The following is a 25,568-nucleotide window of genomic DNA, read 5'->3' on the forward strand; positions in this document are numbered from 1 at the left end:
GCTTTGCGGCAACGACGACGGTTACCGGATTTAGACTCGGTGCGGTGAGCAGCATTCCGGCCGCCGAGGATGTCCTCGATCCCGCCGAAGACGTCTACGACCTACCCACCGTCGCCGAGATGCTCGGCGTCGCGGTGACGAAAGTGCACCAACAGCTGCGGGACGGCCACCTGATCGGCGTCCGGCGCGACGGCGTCGTGGTGGTTCCGAAGGCGTTCTTCGACGACACCGGCCACGTCGTCAAGAGCCTGGCTGGACTACTCGTCGTGCTGCGCGACGGGGGTTATCACGAGACCGAGATCGTGCGCTGGCTGTTCACACCCGACGCGTCCCTGACGATCAGGCGCGACGGCGCGACCGGTGACCTGCCTAATGCTCGGCCGGTTGATGCTCTTCACTCGCATCAGGCCCGTGAGGTGGTGCGCCGGGCCCAGGCGATGGCCTATTGACCGCCCGCGGTCGTGGCCTATTGACCGCCCCCGGTCGTGGCCTATTCACCGCGGATTCCGGCGCGTTCTTCAGCGAGTACCACGCCACCGCGGCGCACGCCAACGACAGCAGCACGTGTGGCCACGAGTACATCCCATGTGCCCCATCGGGTTTCCATATCACGGTGATCCACGTCGACAGGCCCGCGATGATCGCGATCGACCGCCGGCTCTGGGCCAGCGCGGCCACCACCGCCAGCGGCCAGGTGTAGTACCAGGGCAGCGCGGCGGGCACGAGGAGCACCACGATCACCATCACGACCGCGATACCGGTCAACGCGTCGCGGTCGGTGTGGCGAAACCGCCACCACACGAATGGAAGTGACAGCGCGATGAGCGAGATACCGATGATCCGGGCGATATCGAGCACCGCGTAGAAGTTCACCGGCAGGAACAGGCCGCCGACAGCGTTGATGACGTTGGCCGCCGCGGTGGGCAGGGTCAGCCAGTTGATGATCTTCACCGAACCGGCCAAGGCGGTGAGCCAGCCCAGCCCGACACCGGCGGCGAATGACAGCACGGCGAAGACCGCGGTGAAGATCAGCGCCGACGCGGCCGACGCCGTCACGAACGCCTTGACCGGTGAGAAGTCGCGCCGGTTCCGCAGGTCCCGCGCCCACACCCAGACCATGAACGGAAGCGCCAGTCCCGCGGTCGCTTTCACCGCTACCGCCGCGGCGATCAGGCTCACGCCCCAAAGATGGCGCCCGGAGAACGTCACCGCGATGCCGGCCATCATCAGGCCGACCATCAGCATTTCGTTGTGCACCCCGCCCATCAGATGGATGATCACCAGCGGGTTGAGCACGCAGATCCACAGCGCGGTCGCGCCGTCGGCGCCGATGTGCCTGGCCACGCGCGGCGCGGCCCAGATCAGCAGCGCCAAGCCGGGAAGCATGCACAACCGCAACAACATCGTGCCCGCGACGACGTCCTCGCCGACGAGCATCGTCACGAACTTGGCGATCAGGATGAAACCCGGTCCGTACGGTGCGGTGGTGGTGGTCCAGATCGGACTGACGTTGTCCAGCAACGAGTTCGGGTTCTCGACGGGTCCGACGGCGTACGGGTCGAGGCCGTCGCGCAGCAGTGCCCCCTGCGCCAGGTAGGAGTAGGTGTCGCGGCTGAACAGCGGAACGCTCAAGAGCAGCGGCGCCAACCAGAAGCCGGTCGTGGCGACCATCGTGTATTGGGTCGCGGTGCGGTCGACCACCCGGCGCCCGAGCCACAGCCACGCCGCCAGCATCAGCGCCACGCCGCCCCACAACAGGATCGACGACAGCACCAGACCGTGCCCGAACCGCAGCCACGACAGGTGCAGCGACTCCAGCAGCGGGTCGTGCAGGCGCGTGCTGCCCGCACCCAACCCACCGGCGGTGATCAGGACGGCGCCGACGAAGCCCAGCCGGGCGGGTTGGCCCTGCGACGACGTCGCGAACGCGGTCAGCCGCGAAAGATGTTCTGCAAAACCGGCTTTCGACGGCCGTCTCGATGGTGAGGTCGTCATCGTCATGCGGTTCGATTCGCGGCCAATCGGGCGAGCTCTGACAACCCCGCTTTGGCATGGGTGTCGATGGCGGCGGAATCGAGGGTGTCGAGTGCGCGGCGGGTGAGTTCGGAGATGCGGTTCTCCACCGCGGCCAGCGCGCCGACCGACTCGATCACCGTGCACAGTTCCTTGACCTGGGCATCGGAGAGTTCCGATCCGATGGAAGTGCGCAGCAGCTTTGCCGCCACGGGGTCGGCCTCCTCCGCCAGCTCGACGGCCTCGGCCAACAGCACGGTGCGCTTGCCTGCCCGCAGATCGTCGCCGGATGGCTTGCCCGTGACCGCGGGATCGCCGAACACCCCGAGCACGTCGTCGCGTAGCTGGAACGCCACGCCGAGATCAGTGCCGAACTCTCCGAATGCGGCCTGGACGTCGGGCCGGTCGGCGGCCGCGGCGGCGCCGAGCTGCAGCGGCCGGGTGATCGTGTACGACGCGGTCTTGTAGATGTTGACGGTCAGTGCCGAAGCCACCGAGTCGGCTCCGCTGGCCTCGGCGACGATGTCGAGGTACTGGCCGCCGAGCACCTCGGTGCGAATCGCGCTCCACACGCGGCGGACCCGCACGGCAGCGTCGGCGGGCAGGTCGGCCGTGGCGACGACGTCGTCGGCCCAGACCAGCGCCAGGTCGCCGAGCAGGATGGCCGCCGACATGCCGAACTGCTCGGCCGAGCCGTGCCAGCCGTGCATGCGGTGCCGTTCGGTGAACAGCCGGTGCACGGTCGGCAGCCCGCGGCGGGTCGCGGAGGCGTCGATGACGTCGTCGTGGACCAGCGCGCACGCATGCAGCAGTTCGAGCGCTGAACACAGCCGCAACACGTCCGGGTCCAGCGGGTTTTCGGGCCGGTCGGCGACCGCGCGCCAGCCCCAGTAGGCGAACGCGGGCCGCAGCCGCTTACCGCCGCGCAGCACGAATTCCTCCAGTGCGGCGGTCATTTCGGCGTAGTCGTCGCCCATGTAGGCGCATTCGCTGCGACGCTGCTGCAGATAGTCCCGCAGCTGATCGGTGACGGCGCCGGCCAGCTCGACGGCTGACGGTGACGTGGCATGCACGCTCAGCGGGCGCCCCTTTCTCTGTGCGACCACCCTGCCCCGAACGCCTTCAGAGTAGAGCCTGCATGCGTGGTCCGAGCAAGGGAGGACGGGTGAGGACCCGACCGTCAATCGCGGGCTTCGCCCACTTTCGGCGATTGGTCGCGGCTCATGTACGCCAAGGCGCCGATGATGGCCGCCACCACGAAGGAGCCGAGTCCGAGCCAGATCGCGGCGCCGGTGAAGGACCGCGCGCTGGGGTCGGTGTAACGGGCTTGCGCGTTCATGGTGCTGACCACGCCTGGCCGCAACTTCCACTCGACGATCTCGGTCGACACCTGATCACCGTTGGTCGAGGTCACTTCGCCCGGAAACGACACGGTCAGCGACACGTCGGCCTCCGAGTCGCTGAGCGAGGTGAGGTCGGCACGGCCCTCGAGGATGACGAGGTCACCCGCCCGGCGCAACGAGAGGTCGACACCGGCGGCGTCGCGGTTCATGTTCGCCAGCTGAGGCAGTTCGGCGAACGTGAGGTCGGAAAATACCGCCTGGGAGCCGACGTAGTCGTCTCGGCTGTACTCCGAGACCGCCACCTTGTTGGCGAATGGCAGGTTGTTCAGCAGCTGCGGGCCCTTGTCGTCGGCGTTTCGCGGCTTTGCCGCCGCGACGATCTGACCGGACACCCGGTCGTCTGGGGAGACCGTGATCGAGGCCCGCACGCGGACGCAGCCGACGGCGGTCGGAAGCACGACGAGGAGCAGCATCACGAGTGCGAGCAGGCGGGTTCTGCTGCGGTGGCGGGCCGGCACGTGGTCATCGTGCCAGACCGAGCCGAACCGGGGCGTCGACGACATCAAATCCGTGTCACAGCGGCAATGACCGGCCAAGGATCGCGAAAGCCCGCGGATCGCCCGCGAAATGGTAGCCGCGGATGACGTCGGTGAAGCCCAGCCTGCGGTACAGCCGCCATGCCCGGTTCGCTTCACCGTTGATCTCCGGTGTCGACAGCAACACGTGAGCCTCCCGGCGGTCGGAGAGCAGTCGGCGAGCCAACGCCTCACCGAGGCCCTGCCCCTGGGCACGGGGGTGGATGTGCAGTTCGGTGAGCTCGAAGTAGCTCGTCATCAACGCGGCGATGGAGTTGCGGTCGGCGCCCACCCGCTGCAGCCCGGCCACCACCTGCTGCTGCCACCACTGGTCGGGGGCGCCGCAATAGCCGTAGGCGATGCCGACCATCGGCGCGGAGGCCAGCTCGGCCTCGCCGACCGAAGTGTCCTCGTTTTCGCCGACGGTCACCGCCGCGACGGCCTTCCACCCCGGCCTGCGGGTGTGCTCGAGCCACATCGACGCCCGCTGGGCCTCCGTGCCGCGCGGATAACGCATCGCGTCGACGTAGACAGCGAGCGCGTCACCGAGCCGGCGCTGCATATCGCTCGGCGACAGATCGATGAGAAATGTCGCCAACTGTGTCTGCCTCTCCGCGTATCGGGGCGGTGCCGTCCCAACCATTATCGAGTGAATCCGCCTGCGCCTCCCACGCGGCGGCGTCCGTCATACAATCGGGCGTCGAACAAGGTGGTACGGCTCAGATCGACCTCGTATCATGACTGTTAGATGCCCGTGAACGCGGGCACACACGACTTTGAACAATGAGTTGGCCGCGGTGGGCCCCTGGGTTCCGAGGGAGGGACGAATGCCACTCTCCGATCATGAGCAGCGCATGCTCGACCAGATCGAGAGCGCGCTCTATGCCGAGGACCCGAAGTTCGCTTCGAGTGTCCGCGGCGGAACCCTGCGCGCACCCTCGACCCGGCGTCGGCTGCAGGGCGCCGCGCTTTTCGTGCTTGGGCTCGCGATGCTGGTGTCCGGTGTCGCGATCCCAGCCACCCAGATCGGCGGTTTCCCGGTGCTCTCGGTCCTCGGGTTCATCGTGATGTTCGGCGGTGTGGTGTTCGCGATCACCGGCCCGCGGGTTCCCGGCGGACGTGACCGGTCGGTCGCCGAGCCGGGCGCTCCGCGGCAGAAGCGGGGCAAGGGCTCGGGCGGTTCGTTTGCCAGTCGCATGGAGGACCGTTTCCGTCGCCGCTTCGACGAATAGGAACTGACACGACACAGGGGTAGCCCGCACGGCGGGCTGCCCCTCTTTTCGTGCGTCCGGTGGCTGATCACCCCACTACGCCCCACCGCGTCCCTAGAAGCCTCTCACCTGCGCTTTTCTTGCCGGCTGCGTCCGAGGTGGAGGCGACGCATCACTGACGACGCTCGATGTGGGGCGTCAAGTGGGGACTCACCAGGAAAATTGGTGCGCAAATGGTGGATGGTGGGGGATTGTGGGGTAAAGTGGCGGACAACGGAGCGACCGGGGCTCTGTTGACCGGCGGGGAGGTGGCGAGATGTTTCTCGGCACCTACACGCCGAAGCTCGACGACAAAGGGCGGCTCACGCTGCCCGCCAAGTTCCGCGACGCGCTGGCAGGAGGGTTGATGGTCACCAAAAGCCAAGATCACAGCCTTGCCGTCTACCCGCGCGCGGAGTTCGAGAAGCTGGCCCGACGGGCGTCGCAGGCATCGCGTAGCAACCCGGAAGCACGCGCGTTCCTGCGTAACCTCGCCGCCGCCACCGACGAACAGCATCCCGACGCACAAGGCCGAATCACCCTGTCGGCCGATCATCGCCGCTACGCGAACCTGTCGAAGGACTGCGTGGTGATCGGATCGGTCGACTACCTGGAAATCTGGGACTCCGCGGCATGGCAGGAGTACCAGCAGACCCACGAAGAGAACTTCTCCGCGGCCACCGATGAAGCTCTGCACGACATCATCTGATTCGGCGGTCGACCGGCATCAGGCCCGTGCATCGCGGCCTCTGCCCGAACCGGCCCTGGCGTACTTCCCCGACGCCAGGTCCGTGCTCTCGGACAGGGACCCCGGTGCAGGGGTTTCGGGTGGAGGCCAGGGAGGCACGGTGATGGCACGGAGCAGCGGCGACCACGGACACGTCCCCGTCCTGCTGGACCGCTGCGTCGAACTGCTCACACCGGCACTGACGCGGCGGAGTCCCGACGGCGAGGGCGCGGTTCTCGTCGACGGCACCCTCGGGGCCGGCGGACATGCCGAGCGCTTCCTGACCGAACTGCCCGGTCTGCGGCTGATCGGCTTGGATCGCGACCCCGACGCGTTGTGGATCGCCGGTGAGCGCCTGTCGCGGTTCGGTGACCGGGTGATGCTGGTCCGCACGCGCTACGACGGCATCGGCGGCGTGCTCGGCGATGACGGGTACTGGGGCAGCCAGGCCGACGGCATCCTGTTCGACCTCGGCGTGTCCTCGATGCAGCTGGACCGCACCGACCGCGGCTTCTCCTACGCCGCCGACGCGCCGCTGGACATGCGGATGGACCCCGACGCCGAATTGACCGCCGCCGATGTGGTCAACACCTACGACCAGAAATCGCTGACCCGGGTGCTCCGCGAGTTCGGTGAGGAACGCTTCGCGAGCCGGATCGCGGCTCAGCTCATCCGCAGGCGGGCCCGCCAGCCGTTCCGGACCACCGGGGAGCTGGTCGAGCTGCTGTACGAGGCGATTCCCGCGCCGGCGCGCCGCACCGGCGGGCACCCGGCCAAGCGCACGTTCCAGGCGCTTCGGATCGCGGTCAACGGCGAACTGGACTCGCTGCGCGACGCGTTGCCCGCGGCGCTGAACGCCCTGGCCCCCGGCGGGCGCATCGTCGTGATGGCTTACCAGTCCCTGGAGGACCGCATCGTCAAGGCGGCCTTCGCCTCCGCAACGGCGTCCAGGACGCCGCCCGGCTTACCGGTGGAACTACCGGGTCACGAGCCGGAGTTCGTCGCACTGACTCGCGGTGCCGAGCGTGCAGCTCCCGAGGAGATCGAACGAAACCCGCGTAGCGCGCCTGTGCGGCTACGAGCACTGGAGAAGGTGGGGGCACCCAGGTGAATGCCAAACAGGCCAAACAGGCCAAACAGACCAAACAGGCCAAAAAGACCAAGCACGCAAAGGGGGTGCGCGGCGCCGATGAACGTCGGCGCACCGGCGCGGGGCGGCGCACGGTGGATGCGCAGGACCGGCGCAAGCCGACCCGCGATCAGCGGCCGCAGCGGTCAGCGCCGCAGACCAACCCCATTCCGCGTCCGGCCGGCGCACCGGGCAGGCCCAAGAGCGCCAGCCAGGCGAAGGCGCGGGCCAAGGCGCGAAAGGCCAAGGCGCCGAAGGTCGTTCGGACACCATTGCGCCAGCGCATCATCGTCAAGCTGGCCTCGGTGGAGCTCAGCCCACGGGCCCTCGTGGCCAGGGTGCCGTTCGTGGTGTTGGTGATCGGCTCGCTGGGGATGGGCCTGGGCACCACGCTGTGGTTGTCCACCGACGCCGCCGAGCGGTCCTATCAGCTGGGCAACGCCCGCGAGACGAATCAGGCTCTGCTGCAACAGAAGGAAGCCCTTGAGCGCGATGTGCTCGAGGCGCAGGCCGCACCGGCATTGGCCGAAGCCGCGCGCGAGCTGGGGATGATCCCATCCCGTGACACCGCACACCTGGTGCAGGATCCGGCGGGCAACTGGGTGGTGGTCGGCACACCCAAACCGGCAGAGGGCGTTCCGCCGCCGCCGCTGAACACGCCGCTGCCCGACGCGACCCCGCAGGCGCCGCCACCCGGACCGCGACCGCCCGCACCGCGGGTCGTCGATCCCCGCGAGGTCACCGTCCGGATGCCGACGCGCACGGCGCCCACCCCAGCGGCGCAGTCACTTCCCGGACAGCCGCCGGTGCCCGGTGCCGCACCGGGTCCGCTGGTCCCGCCCGAGGCGCCGATGGTGCCGCCCGATGCGCTGCACATCCCGAACCCGCAGGTGCTGCCCGGTCCCGTGCCCGGCGCCGAACAGTTCAGCCCCGCGGTCGTGCCGCCGGCTGTCGCGCCTCCCGCGGCCCTGCCTCCGGCGGGTCCCGGCGCATGACCCGCGGCGAGCGCCGGACCCGCAAGGCCGCACCGGCGGCCGGTTCTCAGGAGCGCTCGGCCAGGGCCAGGCGAACTCGCGCTCCGATCACCGAAACCGGGCTGCGCAGCGCGTCTTTCGTGTTCCGGCATCGAGTGGGCAACGCGGCGATCTTCCTCGTGTTGATCATCGCGGCGGGACAGCTGTTCCACCTCCAGGTGCCCCGCGCCGACGGGTTGCGGGCCGAGGCGGCGAGCCAGCTCAAGGTCACCGACGTCGACAAGGCCGTACGCGGGGCGATCGTCGACCGCAACAACGACAAGCTCGCGTTCACCATCGAGGCGCGTGCGCTGACCTTCCAGCCGCAAAAGGTGCGCAAGCAGTTGGAGGAGGCCAGGGCGAAAAGCACGGAGGCGCCCGAACCCGACCGCAGGCTTCGCGACATCGCCGCCGAGGTGGCGTTGCGCCTGAACAACAAGCCGGACTCGGCCACCGTCCTCAAGAAACTCAAGAGCAACGAGACGTTCGTCTATCTCGCTCGGGCGGTCGATCCCGCCATCGCCGAGGCGATCACCAAGAAGTTCCCCGAGGTCGGTTCGGAACGCCAGGACCTGCGCCAGTATCCGGGCGGCTCGCTGGCGGCCAACATCGTCGGGGGCATCGACTGGGATGGACACGGTCTGCTGGGGCTGGAGGATTCGCTCGACGCCGTGCTCGCGGGCACGGACGGGTCGATCACCTACGACCGGGGCTCCGACGGCGTTGTCATCCCGGGCAGCTACCGCAACCGGCACGACGCGGTCGACGGTTCCACGGTCATGCTGACGATCGACGACGACATCCAGTTCTACGTCCAACAGCAGGTGCAGCAGGCCAAGAACCTGTCCGGCGCCAAGAACGTCTCGGCGGTCGTCCTGGATGCGAAAACGGCTGAGGTGCTCGCGATGGCGAACGACAACACGTTCGACCCGAGCCAGGACATCGGCAGACAGGAGCACCGCCAGCTCGGCAACCCCGCGGTGTCCTCGCCCTATGAACCCGGTTCGGTCAACAAGATCATCACCGCCGCGTCGGTCATCGAGTACGGGCTGTCGCATCCCGACGAGGTGTTGCAGGTCCCGGGGTCGATCCACATGGGCGGGGTCACCGTCGGCGACGCCTGGGAGCACGGGACGATGCCGTACACCACGACGGGCATCTTCGGTAAGTCCTCCAACGTCGGCACGCTGATGTTGGCGCAGCGGCTCGGCCCGGAGCGTTTCTTCGAGATGGTCCGCAAGTTCGGCCTCGGTCAGCGCACCGGGGTGGGGCTGCCGGGCGAGAGCGCGGGCCTGGTCCCGCCGATCGACCAGTGGTCGGGCAGCACATTCGCCAACCTGCCCATCGGACAGGGCCTTTCGATGACCCTGCTGCAGATGGCCGGTATGTATCAGACCATCGCCAACGACGGTGTGCGCGTCCCGCCACGCATCGTCAAGACCACCATCGCCTCCGACGGAAGCCGCACCGAGGAGCCCCGCCCCGAGGGCATCCGGGTGGTCTCGCCGGAGACCGCCAAGACGGTGCGGCACATGTTGCGGGCCACGGTGCAGCGCGACCCCACCGGGGTGCAGCAGGGGACGGGCTCGCAAGCGGCCGTCGAGGGATATCAAATCTCCGGGAAGACCGGCACCGCACAGCAGATCAACCCGGCCTGCGGGTGCTACTACAGCGACGTCTACTGGATCACCTTCGCCGGCATCGCCACCACCGACGACCCGCGCTACGTCGTCGCCATCATGATGGACCACCCGCAGCGCACGGCCGACGGACAACCCGGCACCACATCCGCGCCGCTGTTCCACAACATCGCCTCGTGGCTGCTGCAGCGCGAGAACGTGCCGCTGTCGCCGGATCCCGACTCGCGGTTGACCCTGGTAGCCGACTGACGGGGGCGACCCCGATATGTCGCGGGGGCCGCACCGGCGAGTCGGTACTGTGACAACGCCATGAACCTGCGACCCAGCCATCCCGCCGGCGCGGCGCTCGGGCCGCTGGCCGGGCAGGTCCAGGCGGTGCCCGCGGGCGGTGCCGTGCCGGACATCCGCGTCACCGGCGTCACGCTGCGCAGCGGGGACGTCGAACCGGGTGACCTGTTCGCGGCGCTGCCGGGGGCCTTGTCGCACGGCGCCCGCTACGCCGCCGAGGCGATCGCCGGCGGTGCGGCGGCGGTCCTCACAGACCCCGACGGGCTCGCGCTTCTGGGACCGGAAGTGGAGATTCCGGTCGTGGTCCATCCGGCTCCGCGCTCGGTGCTCGGCGCACTGGCCGCCGAGGTGTACGGGCGGCCGTCCGAGCGGCTACGGGTCATCGGGGTCACCGGCACCTCCGGCAAGACCACCACCACCTATCTGGTGGAGGCGGGCCTGCGGTCGGCGGAGCGGGCGGCGGGACTCGTCGGCACCGTCGGCATCCGGATCGACGGACGCGATCAGGCCAGCGTCCTCACCACGCCCGAGGCGCCGGATCTGCAGGCGCTGCTCGCGGTGATGGTCGAGCGCGGCGTCGACACCGTCGTCATGGAGGTGTCGAGCCACGCGCTCACCCTCGGCCGCGTCGACGGAGTGCGCTTCACGGTCGGCGGGTTCACCAACCTGTCCCGCGACCATCTCGACTTCCATCCGACGATGCGGGACTACTTCGAGGCCAAGGCGCGACTGTTCGCTCCCGAATCTCCCAACCGCGCAGATCTTTCCGTGGTGTGCGTCGACGACGATGCCGGCCGTGAGATGGCCAGGCTGGCCCGCGAACCGGTGACGGTCAGCGCGACGGGCCGCGTCGCCGATTGGCGTGTGGAGGATGTCCGCACGGTCGGACGCAACGCGCAGGAGTTCTTCGCGGTCGATCCGGCGGGCGTGCACCACCATCTGCAGATCGGGCTGCCCGGGCGCTACAACGTGGCCAACGGCCTGCTCGCGATCGCGCTGCTCGACGCGGTCGGTGTGTCACCCGAACAGGCCGTGCCCGGCCTGCGCACCGCGACCGTGCCGGGGCGGATGGAGCCCGTGGAGTGCGGGCAGGATTTCCTCGCGTTGGTCGACTATGCGCACAAGCCGGGCGCCCTGCAGGCCGTGTTGGAGACGTTGCGTGCACAGAGCGACGGCCGGTTGGCGGTCGTGTTCGGGGCGGGCGGAAACCGCGACCCCGGCAAGCGGGGGCCGATGGGCGGTGTCGCCGCCGAACTGGCCGATCTGGTGGTGGTGACTGACGACAATCCGCGCGACGAGGATCCCGCCGAGATCCGCGCGGCGATCGTGGCCGGCGCGGTGGGCCGCGCGGAGATCGTCGAGATCGGCGATCGACGCGCCGCGATCGAGCACGCGGTGGCGTGGGCGCGATCCGGCGATGTCGTGCTCGTCGCGGGGAAGGGCCACGAGGCGGGGCAGACCAGCGCCGGGGTCACCCGGCCCTTCGACGACCGCGAAGAGTTGGCGCGCGCCCTCGAGGCACGGGGATCCCTGCCGTGATCGACCTGACCCTGGCGCGGGTCGCCGAGATCGTCGGCGGCCGCCTCGCCGACATCTCCGAAGCCGACGCCGCGACCACCCGGATCACCGGCACCGTCGAGTTCGACTCGCGGGCCGTCACGGCGGGCGGTCTCTTCCTCGCGCTGCCGGGAGCCCGCTCGGACGGACACGACTTCGCCGCCGCCGCGGTGCAGGCCGGGGCCGCGGCGGTGCTGGCCGCCCGCCCGGTCGGCGTGCCGGCGATCGTCGTCGACCCGACACCGGAGACATCCGACCGGGCAGCGGGCGTGCTCGAACACGACGTCGACGGTTCGGGGGCGGCCGTGCTCGCGGCGTTGGCGAAGCTGGCCGCGGCGGTCGCCACCGAACTCGTCGCTGGCGGGCTCACGATCATCGGCATCACCGGATCGTCGGGTAAAACCTCGACCAAGGACCTCGTCGCCGCGGTCCTGGCCCCGCTCGGCGAGGTGATCGCACCGCCGGGCTCGTTCAACAACGAACTCGGGCATCCGTGGACGGTGCTGCGCGCGACAGGATCCACCGACTTTCTGGTGTTGGAGATGTCGGCGCGCCATCGCGGCAACATCGCGGCGCTGGCCGCGATCGCCCCGCCCTCGATCGCGGTGGTGCTCAACGTGGGCACCGCGCACCTCGGCGAATTCGGGTCGCGGGAGGCCATCGCCGAGACCAAATCCGAACTACCACAAGCGGTTCCAGCGTCGGGAGCCGTCGTACTCAATGTCGACGACGCGGCGGTGGCGGCGATGGCCGCAAAGACCGCCGCGCGCATCGTGGCGGTGTCACGGGAGCCGGGCGGGCGCGACGTGGATGTGTGGGCCGACGCGATCACGCTCGACGAGCTGGCCAGGCCGCGGTTCACCCTGCACGCCGGCGCCGGGTCCGTCGACGTCGCGCTGGCCGTGCACGGGGACCACCAGGTGTCCAATGCCCTGTGCGCGGCGGCCGTGGCGCTGGAGTGCGGTGCCTCCCTCGAGCAGGTGGCCGCAGCGCTGGCCACCGCCGGCCCGGTGTCCAAACACCGCATGCAGGTCGTCACCCGCAGCGACGGCGTCACCGTGATCAACGACGCCTACAACGCCAACCCGGACTCGATGGGCGCGGGCCTCAAGGCGCTGGCGTGGATGGCCCGCGAGGGTGGGGGCCGCCGACGCAGCTGGGCGGTGCTGGGCGAGATGGCCGAACTCGGCGACGACGCGATATCCGAACATGACCGCATCGGCCGACTGGCCGTGCGCTTAGATGTGTCACGACTCATCGTCGTCGGAACCGGGAGGACTATGAGCGCCATGCACCACGGCGCGGTGATGGAGGGATCGTGGGGGGCTGAGGCCGCCATGGTCGCCGACGCCGACGCGGCGCTGGAACTCCTGCGCGCCGAACTGCAACCGTCCGACGTGGTGCTGGTGAAGGCGTCGAACGCGGCCGGACTCGGCGCGCTGGCCGAAGCTCTGCTCGATCCTCGGTCCGCTGACATCCGGGACCAGAACGCATGAGGCAGATCCTCATCGCCGTCGGCATCGCGCTGATGGTGTCGATCCTGCTCACCCCGGTGCTGATCCGACTGTTCACCCGGCAGGGATTCGGCCACGAGATCCGCGAGGACGGACCGCCCACCCATGCCAAGAAGCGCGGCACCCCCTCGATGGGCGGCGTGGCGATCGTCGCGGGCATCTGGGCCAGCTACCTGGGCACCCACCTCGTCGGTGTCGTCATCGACGGCCGGGGTCCGTCGGCTTCGGGTCTGCTCGTGCTGTTTTTGGCCAGCGCCCTGGCCGTCGTCGGATTCGTCGACGACCTGATCAAGATCCGGCGCTCCCGCAACCTCGGGCTCAACAAGACCGCCAAGACCGTCGGCATCCTGGCCGCCGCCGTCATCTTCGGCGTGCTGGCCCTGCAGTTCCGCAACGCCGACGGGCTGACACCCGGCAGCGCCGAACTGTCCTACGTGCGCGAGATCGCCACGGTCACACTGCCGCCCGCGCTGTTCGTGTTGTTCTGCATCGTGGTGGTCAGCGCGTGGTCGAACGCGGTGAACTTCACCGACGGGCTGGACGGGCTGGCCGCGGGCGCGATGGCGATGGTGTGCGCGGCCTACGTGCTGATCACCTTCTGGCAGTTCCGCAACGCCTGCGCGACGAGTCCGGGCCTGGGCTGTTACAACGTGCGCGACCCTCTCGACCTGGCGATCATCGCCGCTGCCACCGCGGGTGCCTGTATCGGATTCCTGTGGTGGAACGCCGCGCCCGCCAAGATCTTCATGGGCGACACCGGGTCGCTCGCCCTCGGCGGCATCATCGCCGGGCTCTCGGTGGCCAGCCGCACCGAGATGCTGGCCGTGGTGCTCGGCGCCCTGTTCGTCGCAGAGGTGGTGTCGGTCGTCGTGCAGATCCTGGCGTTCCGCACGACCGGCCGCAGGGTGTTTCGGATGGCGCCGTTCCACCATCACTTCGAGCTGGTGGGGTGGGCCGAGACCACCGTGATCATCCGGTTCTGGTTGCTCACCGCGATCGCGTGCGGGCTCGGGGTCGCGTTGTTCTACAGCGAGTGGCTGACGACCGTCGGTGCCTGACATGACCCGTCTCGAGCCGCTGGTTCCCGGCGCCCGGGTGCTGGTGACCGGCGCGGGCCTGACCGGCCGCGCGGTCAGCGCCGTGCTGGAGCCCACCGGGGTGCGGTTGACGATCTGCGACGACGATCCGTTGGCGCTGCAGCGGTTGATCACTCCCGCCAGGGTCGTCACCACCGCCGAGGCCCGGGCCACGATCGGCGAGTACGCGCTCGTGATCACCAGTCCCGGGTTCGCGCCGACCGCGCCCGTGCTGGCCGCCGCGGCGGAAGCGGGCGTGCCGGTGTGGGGGGACGTGGAGCTGGCCTGGCGGCTGGACCGGGCGGGCTGGTTCGGGCCGTCGCGGCGCTGGCTCGTCGTCACCGGGACCAACGGCAAGACCACGACGACGTCGATGCTGCACGCCATGCTCATCGCCGCCGGGCGACACGCGGTGCTGTGCGGCAACATCGGCAACCCCGTGCTCGACGTCCTCGCCGAACCGTCCGATCTGCTCGCGGTGGAGCTGTCCAGCTTCCAGCTGTATTGGGCGCCCTCGCTGCGGCCGGACGCCGGCGTGGTGCTCAACGTCGCCGAGGACCATCTGGACTGGCACGGGTCGATGGCCGCGTACGCCGCCGCCAAGGCCCGCGTGCTCGACGGCCGCGTCGCCGTGGTCGGACTCGACGACCCGGTGGCCGCGGGACTGCTCGGCACGGCGGCCGCACCGACCCGCGCCGGGTTCCGGCTGGGGGAACCCGGCCCGGGCGAACTGGGCGTCGTCGACGGCATGCTGGTGGACAACGCGTTCGGGGATCCGCCCGAGGGCGGCTGGACGTTGGCCGAGGCGGCGTCGATCCCGGTCGCCGGGCCGGTCGGGGTGCTCGACGCGCTCGCCGCCGCCGCGCTGGCCCGCGCGGTCGACGTGCCGCCGACGGCCATCGCCGACGCGCTCGCCGGCTTCCGGGTCGGCAGACACCGCGCGGAGGTGGTGGCCACCGTCGACGGCGTCACCTATGTCGACGACTCGAAGGCCACCAACCCGCACGCCGCGGGGGCGTCGATCGCCGCCTACCCGCGGGTGGTGTGGGTGGCCGGCGGTCTGCTCAAAGGCGCCTCGGTCGACGAGCTAGTCACTTCGATGGCGAATCGGCTGGTCGGAGCGGTGTTGATCGGCCGCGACCGGGCCCTGATCGCCGAGGCGTTATCGCGACACGCCCCGGATGTCCCCGTCATCGAGGTTGTGACGGGGGAGGATTTTGGGGTGCAAGGGACAAGTGGGTCGGATGTTAGTCCTGTTACTAATGTGATCAGAGTTGGCGGTGCGCGATCCGGTGACGCGATCATGGCCGCGGTGGTCGACGCCGCCCGCGGGCTGGCCCGGTCCGGCGACACCGTGCTGCTGGCCCCCGCCGGCGCCTCCTTCGACCAGTTCAGCGGCTACAGCCACCGCGGCGACGCGTTCGCCGACGCCGTGCGCGCCCTGACCCGATAGTCGCCGATGGCCACCATCCTGACCCGGCTGCGGCTTCGCAGGACGGGCGCCGAAGACAAACCGGCCGGACCGGTGCCCGCAACCGCCGGGCATCGGACCCGGGTCGGGGCGTGGCTCGGGCGCCCGATGACGTCGTTTCACCTCATCATCGCGGTGGCCGCACTGCTGACCACGCTGGGTCTGACGATGGTGCTGTCGGCGTCCGGGGTGTACTCCTACGACCAGGACGGCTCGCCGTGGGTCGTGTTCTTCAAACAGGTTTTGTGGACGATCATCGGGCTGTTCGCGTTCTACGTCGCGATGCGGATCCCGGTGCAACTGATGCGGCGCATGGCCTTCTCCAGCTTCGCGCTCACCATCGTCCTGCTGATCCTGGTGCTCATCCCGGGCATCGGCACCGTGGCCAACGGTTCACGCGGGTGGTTCGTGGTCGCGGGGTTCTCGATGCAGCCCTCCGAGCTGGCCAAGATCGCGTTCGCCATCTGGGGCGCGCACCTGCTGGCCGCGCGCCGCATGGAGCAGGCGTCGCTGCGCGAGATGCTGATCCCGCTGGTACCCGCCGCCTTCGTCGCGCTGGCGCTCATCGTCGCCCAGCCCGACCTCGGGCAGACGGTGTCGCTGGGCATCATCCTGTTGGGCCTGCTCTGGTACGCCGGCCTGCCGCTGCGGGTGTTTGTGTCCTCGCTGCTCATGGTCGTGGTGTCGGCCGTCGTGTTGGCCATGGCCGAGGGGTACCGGTCGGCGAGGGTGCAGTCCTGGCTCAACCCGGGCGCCGACACGCAGGGGTCGGGCTACCAGGCCCGCCAGGCACGGTTCGCGCTGGCCAACGGCGGCGTGTTCGGCGACGGCCTCGGCCAGGGCGCGGCCAAGTGGAATTACCTGCCCAACGCGCACAACGACTTCATCTTCGCGATCATCGGCGAGGAACTCGGATTCATCGGCGCCGGCGGCCTGCTGTGCCTGTTCGGCTTGTTCGCCTACACCGGGATGCGCATCGCGCGGCGTTCCGCGGACCCGTTCCTGCGCCTGCTCACCGCCACCGCGACGCTGTGGATCATGGGCCAGGTGTTCATCAACGTCGGGTATGTGGTCGGCCTGCTACCCGTGACCGGGTTGCAGCTGCCCCTCATCTCCGCAGGTGGAACCTCAACGGCGACAACGCTTCTGATGATCGGCATCATGGCGAGTGCGGCACGGCACGAACCGGAGGCGGTGGCGGCGTTGCGGGCCGGGCGCGACGACCGCGTCAACAGGCTGCTCCGGCTGCCGCTGCCCGCGCCCTACGTGCCGTCGCGGACCGAGGCGGTGCGCGACCGGCTCAACAAGCGCAGCCCGAAACGATCAGGCAAATCGCAGGCGCCAAAGCGCGCCCGGGCGCCCAAGCCCGCGGCCAAGCAGCCGCCCAAGCCCGCCCGTAAACGTCAGACGGCCGGTAAGCCGGCCCGGGCGGCAAGGCATCATGGAGGCGGCCGCACGGACAGCAGCCGGCGGCGCGCACTGGAAGGTCAGCGTTACGGGTGAACGACACGGGTCCCGTCCCTCGGCGGCCGGGGGACGACCGGGGAGTCTCCGTGGTCCTCGCGGGCGGCGGTACCGCGGGACACGTCGAACCGGCGATGGCGGTGGCCGACGCACTGACCGAACTCGTGCCCGACGTGCGGATCACCGCTCTGGGCACCGAGCGCGGCCTGGAAACCCGGCTGGTCCCCGAACGCGGCTACCACCTCGAGCTGATCACGCCGGTGCCGCTGCCGCGCAAACTGTCCGGTGACCTCCTGCGCCTACCCCTGCGGGTGCGGCGGGCGGTACGGCAGACCCGGGCGCTGCTCGACGAGGTCGAGGCCGACGTGGTGATCGGTTTCGGCGGCTACGTCGCGTTGCCCGCCTATCTGGCCGCGCGCAGTGTGCGCCGAAGCAGGCGCGTGCCGGTGGTGGTGCATGAGGCTAACGCCAGCGCGGGCTGGGCCAACCGGGTCGGTGCCCGTTCGGCGCGGCGGGTGCTCTCGGCCGTTCGGAACCCCGGACTGGGCAGGACCACCGAGGTGGTCGGGGTGCCGGTGCGCGCGGCGATCACCTCCCTGGACCGCACGGCGTTGCGGGCCGAGGCCCGCGCCCACTTCGGGTTCGCCCCCGACGCCCGGGTGTTGTTGGTGTTCGGGGGGTCCCAAGGCGCGCAGTCGCTGAACCGCGCGGTGTCGGGGGCAGCCAAAGACCTTGCCGCGGCTGGTATTTCGGTGCTGCACGCGCACGGGCCCAAGAACACCCTCGATTTGCGCGAGCCCGCCGACGGTGACCCGCCGTATGTTCCTGTGCCGTATCTGAACCGGATGGATCTCGCATACGCCGCGGCCGACGTGGCGATGTGCCGGTCTGGCGCGATGACGGTCGCCGAGTTGACCGCGGTCGGGTTGCCTGCGGTGTACGTTCCGCTGCCGATCGGTAACGGTGAACAACGGCTCAACGCGCTTCCCGTGGTCGACGCCGGCGGCGGGTTGATCGTCGACGACGCCGACCTGTCGCCGAGTTTCGTCGCCCAGACCGTCGTCGAGCTGCTCACCGACACCGGCCGGTTGCAGACGATGACGGCAGGCGCGGCGCTGGCCGGTCACCGCGACGCGGCCAGGCGGGTCGCCGAGATCGCCATCGAGGTGGCCCGAGCCGAGCCCCGAAAGGGGTTGCGGTGAAACCGAAGTCGTTGCCCGAGGAGCTGCAGCGGGTGCACATGGTGGGCATCGGCGGTGCCGGCATGTCGGGCATCGCGCGCATCCTGCTCGACCGCGGCGGGCTGGTGTCGGGCTCCGACGCCAAGGAGTCGCGGGCGGTGGCCGCATTGCGGGCCCGCGGCGCCTCGATCCGGATCGGGCACGACGCCTCCTCGCTGGACCTGTTGCCGGACGGGCCGACCGCCGTCGTCACCACCCACGCCGCCATCCCCAAGACCAATCCCGAACTGGTCGAGGCCCGTCGCCGCGGTATCCCGGTCATACTGCGGCCGGTGGTGCTGGCCAAGCTGATGGCTGAGGACACCACGTTGATGGTGACCGGCACCGCGGGAAAGACCACGACCACCTCGATGCTCATCGTGGCGTTGCAGCACAGCGGGTTCGATCCGTCCTTCGCCGTTGGCGGCGACCTCGGCGAGGCAGGCACGAATGCGCACCACGGCAGCGGCGCGTACTTCGTGGCCGAGGCCGACGAGAGCGACGGATCGTTGGTGCAGTACGAGCCCGACATCGCGATCGTGACCAATGTCGAAGTCGACCACCTCGACTTCTTCGGCAGCGAACAGGCCTACGTCGACGTGTTCGACGCGTTCATGGAGCGCATCAAACCCGGTGGCGCACTGGTGGCCTGCCTCGATGACCCGGGCGCCGCCGCGCTGGCCGAGCGCACTGCGCGGCTGGGCATCCGGGTGCTGCGCTACGGCAGCGACCCGGCCCAATCGCTGGACGCCACACTGCTCAGCTGGGAGCAGCAGGGCACGTCCGCCGTCGCCCACATCCAACTGGCCGGCGAGGCCCACCCGCGGGTGATGCGACTGTCGGTGCCTGGGCGCCACATGGCCCTGAACGCGCTCGGGGCGCTGCTGGCCGCGTTGCAGGTCGACGCGCCCATCGACGCGGTGCTCGACGCGCTGGCCGACTTCGAGGGCGTGCGCCGCCGGTTCGAACTGGTCGGCACCGCCGCGGGGGTGAAGGTGTTCGACGACTATGCCCACCATCCGACCAAGGTCGCCGCCGCGCTGACGGCGGTGTGCGCGCTGGCCAAGGAGTCACTGGGCCGCTCGATCGTCGTGTTCCAACCGCACTTGTACTCGCGCACAGAGGCTTTCGCACGCGAGTTCGGCGCAGCGTTGAGTGCGGCCGACGAGGTGTTCGTGCTCGACGTCTACGCCGCTCGTGAGCAGCCGATCGTCGGCGTGAGCGGCGCCACCGTCGCCGAGCACGTCAGCGTGCCGGTCACCTATGTGCCCGATTTCGCCGCCGTCGCCGAGAGGGTGGCCGCGGCCGCCGCACCGGGCGACGTCGTCGTCACGATGGGGGCCGGTGACGTCACGATGCTCGGCCCGGAGATCATCACCGCGCTGCGCGTCAAGGCCAACCGGAGCACACCGGGGTCGCGGTGACCGGGCCGATCGACCGTGACCCGGAGTCCCCGGAGCCCTCGGCGGAGCCCGGGCCGGGGGAGGAGGCGCCGCAGCCACAGGAGACGCAAGACACAGAAACACCCGTTGAGACAACGGATTTCGAGGGTCCGCGCCGGCGGGCGCGCCGAGAGCGTGAGGAACGCCGCGCGGCGCAGGCCCGCGCCATGGCGATCGAGGAGGCCCGCAGGGAGGCCAAGCGGCGTGCGCTGGGCAAGCCCGCCTCCGACACCCGGAAACTGCGCCGGGGTACGGTCCGCGGACTGAAGGTGCTGATGTGGTCGGCGCTGATCAGCGTCATTGTCGTCGGGCTCGGGCTGCTGCTGTACTTCACGCCGGTGATGGCGGTGCGCAACACGGTGGTCACCGGTGTGGGCGCGGTGACGCAGGAGGAGATCGTCGCGGCGGCGGCCGTAGCGCCGGGCACGCCGCTGCTGCAGGTGAACACCGACAGCGTCGCCGAACGGGTGGCCGCGATCCGGCGGATCGCCAGCGCGCGTGTTCAGCGCCAGTACCCGTCCACCTTGCGGATCACCGTCGTCGAGCGGGTGCCGGTGGTGGTCAAGGACTATCCCGACGGGCCACACCTGTTCGACCGCGACGGCGTCGACTTCGCGATCGGCCCGCCGCCGCCGGGGGTGCCGTACCTCGACACCGAGAATCCCGGTCCCAACGACGAACCGACCAAGGCGGCCCTGCAGGTGATGACGTCGCTGCGCCCTGAGGTCGCCGCGCAGGTCGCCCGTATCGCGGCGCCCTCGGTCGCGGCCATCACCCTGCAGCTCATCGACGGCAGGGAGGTCGTGTGGGGGACCACCGACCGAACCGAGGAGAAGGCGCTCAAACTCGGGGCGTTGCTCACCCAGCCGGGCAAGACCTATGACGTGTCGAGTCCGGACCTTCCCACCGTGAAGTGAGTTCGTGCGCGTCCAGCCCGCGAAGTTGCACGAAAAATTTGTCGCGCGTGTCGGCGCGCCTGCATCGCTGGGCCGCGACCTCGCCCTACCGTTCTGGTTGCGCGGAACAACTTGACATAACTATAACCCTCTGGTTGAGGTTTAGGGTTTGCCAAGGACTCGGCGTGTCGTCGGACAACTTGGGAGGAAGGGATCGCGATGACCCCCCCACACAACTACCTCGCCGTCATCAAGGTGGTCGGCATCGGGGGCGGCGGAGTCAACGCCGTCAACCGGATGATCGAACAGGGCCTCAAGGGCGTGGAGTTCATCGCCATCAACACCGACGCGCAGGCGTTGTTGATGAGCGACGCCGACGTCAAGCTCGACGTCGGTCGCGACTCCACGCGCGGTCTCGGCGCGGGCGCCGATCCCGAGGTGGGGCGCAAGGCGGCCGAGGACGCCAAGGACGACATCGAGGAACTGCTGCGCGGCGCCGACATGGTGTTCGTCACGGCGGGCGAGGGCGGCGGCACCGGCACGGGTGGCGCGCCGGTGGTGGCGTCGATCGCGCGCAAGCTGGGCGCACTGACCGTCGGCGTGGTGACCCGGCCGTTCTCTTTCGAGGGCAAGCGGCGCAGCAACCAGGCCGAGAACGGCATCCAGGCGCTGCGGGAGAGCTGCGACACGCTCATCGTCATCCCCAACGACCGTCTGCTGCAGATGGGCGATGCCGCGGTTTCGCTGATGGACGCCTTCCGCAGCGCCGACGAGGTACTGCTCAACGGCGTGCAGGGGATCACCGACCTGATCACCACTCCGGGCCTGATCAACGTCGACTTCGCCGACGTCAAGGGCGTGATGAGCGGGGCAGGCACCGCGCTGATGGGCATCGGCTCGGCGCGGGGTGACGGCCGTGCGCTCAAAGCCGCCGAGATCGCGATCAACTCGCCGCTGCTGGAGGCCTCGATGGAGGGGGCCCAGGGTGTGCTGCTCTCGGTCGCGGGCGGCAGCGATCTCGGCCTGTTCGAGATCAACGAAGCCGCGTCATTGGTGCAGGACGCCGCTCATCCCGACGCAAACATCATCTTCGGCACGGTCATCGACGACTCGCTCGGCGACGAGGTGCGGGTCACCGTGATCGCCGCGGGCTTCGACTCGGCCGGTCCCGGGCGCAAACCCGTGGTCAGCCCGGCCGAAGGGCAGGGGATCACCCCGGGTAAGGCCGGCAAGGTGAGCACATCGCTGTTCGAGCCCGCGGACCCGGCGAGCGTGCCGGTGCACACCAACGGCGCGACGGTCAGTATCGGCGGGGACGATGACGACGACGTCGACGTGCCGCCGTTCATGCGCCACTGATCCGGCAATACTGGCGACCGTGACGGTTCGCATACGGCGCGTGACCACGACACGGGCCGGCGGCGTCTCCGCGCCGCCGTTCGACACCTTCAACCTCGGTGACCACGTCGGCGATGATCCGCAGGCCGTGGCCGCCAACCGTAAACGGCTCGGCGACGCCATCGGATTGGGCGACGACGCGATCGTGTGGATGAATCAGGTGCACGGCGATCACGTCGTCGTGGTCGACGGCGCCACGGATCGCGCCGTCGATAAAACTGACGCATTGGTCACCGCCACACCGCGATTGGCTTTGGCGGTGGTTACCGCCGATTGCGTTCCCGTTTTATTGGGTGACGCGCGCGCCGGTGTGGTGGCCGCCGTGCACGCCGGGCGCGTCGGTGCGCAGAAGGGCGTCGTGTCGCGCACCGTGGAGGTGATGCTGTCGCTGGGCGCGCACGCCGAGGACATCTCGGCGCTGCTCGGGCCCGCGGCCAGCGGGCGCAATTACGAGGTCCCGGCCGCGATGGCCGCCGAGGTCGAGACCACGTTGTCCGGCAGCCGCACGACGAGTGCGAAGAACACGCCCGCGCTGGACCTGCGAGCCGGAATCCACCGGCAGTTAACGAATTTGGGCGTCAAGGCCATCGACGTCGACCCTCGCTGCACGGTCGAGGACCCCAACCTGTTCAGCCATCGGCGCGACGCCCCGACCGGGCGGCTCGCCTCACTGGTGTGGATGGAGTGAGCGACACCGTGCCGTCATCCCGCGAAGTCGAGCTGAGCGAAGCGCTGGTGGCCGTGCGCACCAGGCTCGCCGCCGCCGCCGAGGCCGCGGGACGCGATATCGGCGAAATTGAATTGTTACCGGTAACCAAATTCTTTCCCGCCGGCGATGTCGCAATTCTTCGCCGTTTGGGTTGTGAGGCTTTCGGCGAATCACGGGAACAGGAAGCGTCGAATAAGGTCTCAGAAATCGCTTCGATTCCGGATATCGGACCCATTCGCTGGCACATGGTCGGACGGATACAGCGCAATAAAGCGCGGTCCATTGCCGGCTGGGCGTATGCGGCGCACTCGGTCGACACCCGCAAGTTGGTCGACGCCCTGAGCCGCGCGGCGTCCTCCGCGCTCGACGAGGGCCGACGCGCCGAACCGCTGCGCGTCTTCATCCAGGTGAGCCTCGACGGGGACGAAAAGCGCGGCGGTGTCGACCTCAACAGGCCCCACGCGGTCGATGAGTTGTGCGCCGCCGCGCACGCCGCATCCGGGTTGGCGTTCGCCGGTCTGATGGCGATCCCTCCGCTCGACGAGGACGCTGACGCGGCGTTCGCGCGGGTGAACACCGAGTACAGGCGGGTCCAGGCCGCCTACCCGCAGCGCCTCGAGCTGTCGGCCGGGATGTCGAACGATCTCGAAGCGGCGGTCAAACACGGCTCCACATGTGTGCGTGTCGGTACCGCGTTATTGGGACAACGTCCTTTACCGTCACCAGAAGTAGTCACTCCAGTCACATCTTCATCACAGACACCAGAGTCCAGGGCATGAGAAGGGTCGAACGATGAGCACACTTCACAAGGTCAAGGCCTACTTCGGTATGGCCCCGATGGACGATTACGACGACGAGTACTACGAGGACGACGACCGCGGCGCCTCCCGTGGGTATTCGCGCCGTGGTCGAGACGACCATTTCGACGACGACGGTTACGGCCCGGGGCACCGCGGCTACGACGACCGCGACTACGACGATGCGCCCGGCGGTTACCGCGGTTACGAGGACCGCTTCGAGCCGAGACTGCGCGCACCGCGCGAATTCGAGCGTCCCGCACCACGTTTCGCCCCGATGCGCGGCGCCACCCGTGGCGCGCTGGCCATGGACCCCCGCCGGATGGCCGAGTTGTTCGAGGCGGGCAGCCCGCTGGCGAAGATCACCACGCTACGGCCCAAGGATTACAGCGAGGCCCGCACGATCGGCGAACGGTTCCGCGACGGAACCCCGGTGATCATGGACCTGGTCTCGATGGACAACGCCGATGCCAAGCGCCTCGTCGACTTCGCCGCGGGCCTGGCTTTCGCGCTGAGGGGGTCCTTCGACAAGGTCGCCACGAAGGTGTTCCTGCTGTCGCCGGCCGACATCGACGTGACGGCCGAAGAGCGGCGCCGCATCGCCGAGGCCGGCTTCTACTCCTATCAATAGGTCTTCTCACCGGCGGGTAGGCTGGCGTCGCGTGCGGGCTTGAGCGGTCTTTGGCGACTTGCCTGTATCAAGCCTGTATCAAAAGTCACATTTGTGCCCGTAGTGAGGACCGTCGGCGTTGTCGCTCTTCTTTGAAATCCTGGGCTTCGCCCTGTTCGTCTTCTGGCTGCTGCTGATCGCGCGCGTCGTGGTCGAGTTCATCCGGTCGTTCTCGCGGGACTGGCATCCGAAGGGTGCCACCGTGGTGATCCTCGAGATCATCATGACCTTGACCGATCCGCCGGTGAAGCTGCTGCGGCGCCTCATTCCCCAGCTCACGATAGGTGCGGTGCGGTTCGACCTGTCGATCATGGTGCTGCTGCTGGTCGCGTTCATCGGTATGCAACTGGCCTTCGGCGCGGCGGCCTGAGACCGCGCACGCAGCGGACGTTTGCCGAGAAGAAATTGAGCGGCGAAATGGTCGTCGGGTGACCGGCCGTGTTTGAAATTCGCTCTTAATTTCATCCTCTTCTGCTACGGCCGCGGCTGGTGTGACAGGATGGACGCCAGTTACGTTCCACCCACGCTTTACACTTTGAGACCGGTTGACTGTCCAGACTTCATAGGGGGCGACAATGCCGCTCACACCCGCCGACGTTCACAACGTCGCGTTCAGCAAGCCACCCATTGGCAAGCGCGGCTACAACGAGGATGAGGTTGACGCGTTCCTCGATCTGGTCGAGAACGAGTTGACGCGCCTCATCGAGGAGAACGCGGATCTCCGGCAGCGTGTCGCCGAGCTGGAGCAGGAGTTGGCTTCCGGCGGTTCCGGCGGTGGCCAGTCGACACAGGCCATACCCGTCTACGAGCAGCCCGCCCCCGAGCCCGCTCCGACGCCGCAGCCGGCGTACGAGGCGCCCTCGGCGCAGGCCAGCGAGGACCAGGCGTTGAGGGCGGCGAAGGTGCTGAGCCTCGCCCAGGACACCGCGGACCGGTTGACCAGCACCGCCAAGGCCGAGTCGGAGAAGCTGCTCGCCGATGCGCGGGCGCAGGCCGATGCCATGGTGAGCGAGGCGCGACAGACCGCCGAGACCACCGTCGCCGATGCTCGCCAGCGCGCCGACGCGATGCTGGCCGACGCCCAGACCCGGTCGGAGGCGCAGCTGCGCCAGGCGCAAGAGAAGGCTGACGCCCTACAGGCCGACGCGGAGCGCAAGCACTCCGAGATCATGGGCACCATCAACCAGCAGCGCACGGTGCTGGAGGGCCGCCTCGAACAGTTGCGCACCTTCGAGCGCGAATACCGCACCCGGCTCAAGACCTATCTGGAGTCCCAGCTCGAGGAGCTCGGCCAGCGCGGTTCGGCCGCGCCCGTCGACTCCAGCGCCGGAAACGACGGTGGCGGCTTCAATCAGTTCAACCGGGGAAACAACTGA

At 69.2% G+C, this 25,568-nt stretch carries 24 protein-coding genes; 20 read left to right on the top strand and 4 right to left on the bottom strand.

Annotated elements, in window-relative coordinates:
* The first annotated feature begins 44 nt into the window (after positions 1–44).
* Positions 45–449 carry an Rv2175c family DNA-binding protein gene (locus AU198_RS18285; RefSeq protein ID WP_064349951.1) on the top strand — a complete coding sequence of 135 codons (405 nt, stop codon included), beginning with the start codon at positions 45–47 and terminating at the stop codon, positions 447–449.
* Here the strand turns inward: AU198_RS18285 and AU198_RS18290 are convergent.
* From AU198_RS18290 to AU198_RS18305, 4 genes are all read right to left on the bottom strand, one after another.
* Positions 370–1,995, bottom strand: coding sequence for an alpha-(1->6)-mannopyranosyltransferase A (locus AU198_RS18290; RefSeq protein ID WP_064349954.1), 1,626 nt, complete (start codon positions 1,993–1,995; stop codon positions 370–372). The two genes, AU198_RS18285 and AU198_RS18290, sit on opposite strands and share 80 nt — an antisense overlap.
* Before the next feature lie 2 nt (positions 1,996–1,997).
* Positions 1,998–3,086 (bottom strand): bifunctional (2E,6E)-farnesyl/geranyl diphosphate synthase, encoded by a 1,089-nt coding sequence (gene idsA2 / locus AU198_RS18295; protein ID WP_064349956.1) that lies wholly within the window; start codon positions 3,084–3,086, stop codon positions 1,998–2,000.
* A 107-nt stretch (positions 3,087–3,193) separates the two neighbouring features.
* On the bottom strand, positions 3,194–3,919 hold the full coding sequence (locus tag AU198_RS18300; RefSeq protein WP_064349957.1) for an LppM family (lipo)protein: 726 nt from the start codon (positions 3,917–3,919) through the stop codon (positions 3,194–3,196).
* Between the two features lie 10 nt (positions 3,920–3,929).
* On the bottom strand, positions 3,930–4,529 hold the full coding sequence (locus tag AU198_RS18305) for a GNAT family N-acetyltransferase (RefSeq protein ID WP_064350191.1): 600 nt from the start codon (positions 4,527–4,529) through the stop codon (positions 3,930–3,932).
* A 229-nt stretch (positions 4,530–4,758) separates the two neighbouring features.
* Between AU198_RS18305 and AU198_RS18310 the strand changes: the two genes are divergently transcribed.
* From AU198_RS18310 to wag31, 19 genes are all read left to right on the top strand, one after another.
* A complete protein-coding gene (locus tag AU198_RS18310; protein WP_064349958.1) occupies positions 4,759–5,163 on the top strand; it encodes an SCO2097 family morphological protein in 405 nt (134 codons plus the stop codon).
* A 295-nt stretch (positions 5,164–5,458) separates the two neighbouring features.
* Complete coding sequence (gene mraZ, locus AU198_RS18315; RefSeq protein WP_064349961.1) at positions 5,459–5,890, top strand: division/cell wall cluster transcriptional repressor MraZ; 432 nt, start codon at positions 5,459–5,461, stop codon at positions 5,888–5,890.
* Entirely contained in the window at positions 5,865–7,019 is a 1,155-nt protein-coding gene (gene rsmH / locus AU198_RS18320; RefSeq protein ID WP_197416157.1) for a 16S rRNA (cytosine(1402)-N(4))-methyltransferase RsmH, read from the top strand. Before mraZ ends, rsmH begins: the two co-directional genes overlap by 26 nt.
* Positions 7,016–8,032 carry a cell division protein FtsL gene (gene ftsL / locus AU198_RS18325; RefSeq protein ID WP_502689304.1) on the top strand — a complete coding sequence of 339 codons (1,017 nt, stop codon included), beginning with the start codon at positions 7,016–7,018 and terminating at the stop codon, positions 8,030–8,032. The genes rsmH and ftsL overlap by 4 nt, the downstream gene beginning before the upstream one ends.
* Positions 8,029–9,939: a peptidoglycan D,D-transpeptidase FtsI family protein gene (locus tag AU198_RS18330; protein ID WP_064349965.1), complete on the top strand. Its 1,911-nt coding sequence runs from the start codon at positions 8,029–8,031 to the stop codon at positions 9,937–9,939. The genes ftsL and AU198_RS18330 overlap by 4 nt, the downstream gene beginning before the upstream one ends.
* 60 nt (positions 9,940–9,999) lie before the next feature.
* Complete coding sequence (locus AU198_RS18335; RefSeq protein ID WP_064349966.1) at positions 10,000–11,517, top strand: UDP-N-acetylmuramoyl-L-alanyl-D-glutamate--2,6-diaminopimelate ligase; 1,518 nt, start codon at positions 10,000–10,002, stop codon at positions 11,515–11,517.
* Positions 11,514–13,031: a UDP-N-acetylmuramoyl-tripeptide--D-alanyl-D-alanine ligase gene (locus AU198_RS18340; RefSeq protein WP_064349967.1), complete on the top strand. Its 1,518-nt coding sequence runs from the start codon at positions 11,514–11,516 to the stop codon at positions 13,029–13,031. The genes AU198_RS18335 and AU198_RS18340 overlap by 4 nt, the downstream gene beginning before the upstream one ends.
* On the top strand, positions 13,028–14,107 hold the full coding sequence (mraY, locus tag AU198_RS18345; RefSeq protein ID WP_064349969.1) for a phospho-N-acetylmuramoyl-pentapeptide-transferase: 1,080 nt from the start codon (positions 13,028–13,030) through the stop codon (positions 14,105–14,107). The genes AU198_RS18340 and mraY overlap by 4 nt, the downstream gene beginning before the upstream one ends.
* Positions 14,100–15,578, top strand: a complete 1,479-nt coding sequence (gene murD / locus AU198_RS18350; protein WP_197416158.1) for a UDP-N-acetylmuramoyl-L-alanine--D-glutamate ligase — start codon at positions 14,100–14,102, stop codon at positions 15,576–15,578. The genes mraY and murD overlap by 8 nt, the downstream gene beginning before the upstream one ends.
* Positions 15,579–15,593: 15 nt before the next feature.
* Complete coding sequence (gene ftsW / locus AU198_RS18355; RefSeq protein WP_502689307.1) at positions 15,594–17,099, top strand: putative lipid II flippase FtsW; 1,506 nt, start codon at positions 15,594–15,596, stop codon at positions 17,097–17,099.
* A gap of 95 nt (positions 17,100–17,194) precedes the next feature.
* Complete coding sequence (gene murG, locus AU198_RS18360; RefSeq protein WP_231744724.1) at positions 17,195–18,262, top strand: undecaprenyldiphospho-muramoylpentapeptide beta-N-acetylglucosaminyltransferase; 1,068 nt, start codon at positions 17,195–17,197, stop codon at positions 18,260–18,262.
* Between the two features lie 38 nt (positions 18,263–18,300).
* A complete protein-coding gene (gene murC / locus AU198_RS18365) occupies positions 18,301–19,704 on the top strand; it encodes a UDP-N-acetylmuramate--L-alanine ligase (protein WP_064350193.1) in 1,404 nt (467 codons plus the stop codon).
* Positions 19,701–20,639, top strand: a complete 939-nt coding sequence (locus tag AU198_RS18370) for a cell division protein FtsQ/DivIB (RefSeq protein WP_231744711.1) — start codon at positions 19,701–19,703, stop codon at positions 20,637–20,639. The genes murC and AU198_RS18370 overlap by 4 nt, the downstream gene beginning before the upstream one ends.
* 198 nt (positions 20,640–20,837) lie before the next feature.
* Positions 20,838–21,977 (top strand): cell division protein FtsZ, encoded by a 1,140-nt coding sequence (ftsZ, locus tag AU198_RS18375; RefSeq protein WP_064349978.1) that lies wholly within the window; start codon positions 20,838–20,840, stop codon positions 21,975–21,977.
* Positions 21,978–21,996: 19 nt separating this feature from the next.
* The gene (gene pgeF / locus AU198_RS18380; RefSeq protein ID WP_064349980.1) at positions 21,997–22,704 is read left to right on the top strand and encodes a peptidoglycan editing factor PgeF; all 708 of its coding nucleotides are present in this window, start codon (positions 21,997–21,999) and stop codon (positions 22,702–22,704) included.
* Positions 22,701–23,504, top strand: a complete 804-nt coding sequence (locus AU198_RS18385) for a YggS family pyridoxal phosphate-dependent enzyme (protein WP_082691091.1) — start codon at positions 22,701–22,703, stop codon at positions 23,502–23,504. The genes pgeF and AU198_RS18385 overlap by 4 nt, the downstream gene beginning before the upstream one ends.
* A 13-nt stretch (positions 23,505–23,517) precedes the next feature.
* Positions 23,518–24,153 (top strand): cell division protein SepF, encoded by a 636-nt coding sequence (locus tag AU198_RS18390; protein WP_064349982.1) that lies wholly within the window; start codon positions 23,518–23,520, stop codon positions 24,151–24,153.
* 118 nt (positions 24,154–24,271) lie between these two features.
* Positions 24,272–24,562, top strand: coding sequence for a YggT family protein (locus AU198_RS18395; RefSeq protein WP_064349985.1), 291 nt, complete (start codon positions 24,272–24,274; stop codon positions 24,560–24,562).
* A 205-nt stretch (positions 24,563–24,767) separates the two neighbouring features.
* The gene (gene wag31, locus AU198_RS18400; RefSeq protein WP_064349987.1) at positions 24,768–25,568 is read left to right on the top strand and encodes a DivIVA-like cell division protein Wag31; all 801 of its coding nucleotides are present in this window, start codon (positions 24,768–24,770) and stop codon (positions 25,566–25,568) included.

Origin of the sequence: Mycobacterium sp. GA-1199 (assembly GCF_001500045.1) — a bacterium.
Lineage (GTDB): Bacteria > Actinomycetota > Actinomycetes > Mycobacteriales > Mycobacteriaceae > Mycobacterium.

Excerpts from the sequence above, each read along its gene's own strand:
- AU198_RS18290 (WP_064349954.1), bottom strand. The coding sequence starts at position 1,995 with ATGACGACCTCACCATCGAGACGGCCGTCGAAAGCCGGTTTTGCAGAA.
- AU198_RS18300 (WP_064349957.1), bottom strand. The coding sequence starts at position 3,919 with ATGTCGTCGACGCCCCGGTTCGGCTCGGTCTGGCACGATGACCACGTG.
- AU198_RS18310 (WP_064349958.1), top strand. The coding sequence starts at position 4,759 with ATGCCACTCTCCGATCATGAGCAGCGCATGCTCGACCAGATCGAGAGC.
- mraZ (WP_064349961.1), top strand. The coding sequence starts at position 5,459 with ATGTTTCTCGGCACCTACACGCCGAAGCTCGACGACAAAGGGCGGCTC.
- rsmH (WP_197416157.1), top strand. The coding sequence starts at position 5,865 with ATGAAGCTCTGCACGACATCATCTGATTCGGCGGTCGACCGGCATCAG.
- AU198_RS18330 (WP_064349965.1), top strand. The coding sequence starts at position 8,029 with ATGACCCGCGGCGAGCGCCGGACCCGCAAGGCCGCACCGGCGGCCGGT.
- AU198_RS18335 (WP_064349966.1), top strand. The coding sequence starts at position 10,000 with ATGAACCTGCGACCCAGCCATCCCGCCGGCGCGGCGCTCGGGCCGCTG.
- mraY (WP_064349969.1), top strand. The coding sequence starts at position 13,028 with ATGAGGCAGATCCTCATCGCCGTCGGCATCGCGCTGATGGTGTCGATC.
- murG (WP_231744724.1), top strand. The coding sequence starts at position 17,195 with ATGGCGGTGGCCGACGCACTGACCGAACTCGTGCCCGACGTGCGGATC.
- murC (WP_064350193.1), top strand. The coding sequence starts at position 18,301 with ATGGTGGGCATCGGCGGTGCCGGCATGTCGGGCATCGCGCGCATCCTG.
- ftsZ (WP_064349978.1), top strand. The coding sequence starts at position 20,838 with ATGACCCCCCCACACAACTACCTCGCCGTCATCAAGGTGGTCGGCATC.
- AU198_RS18390 (WP_064349982.1), top strand. The coding sequence starts at position 23,518 with ATGAGCACACTTCACAAGGTCAAGGCCTACTTCGGTATGGCCCCGATG.
- wag31 (WP_064349987.1), top strand. The coding sequence starts at position 24,768 with ATGCCGCTCACACCCGCCGACGTTCACAACGTCGCGTTCAGCAAGCCA.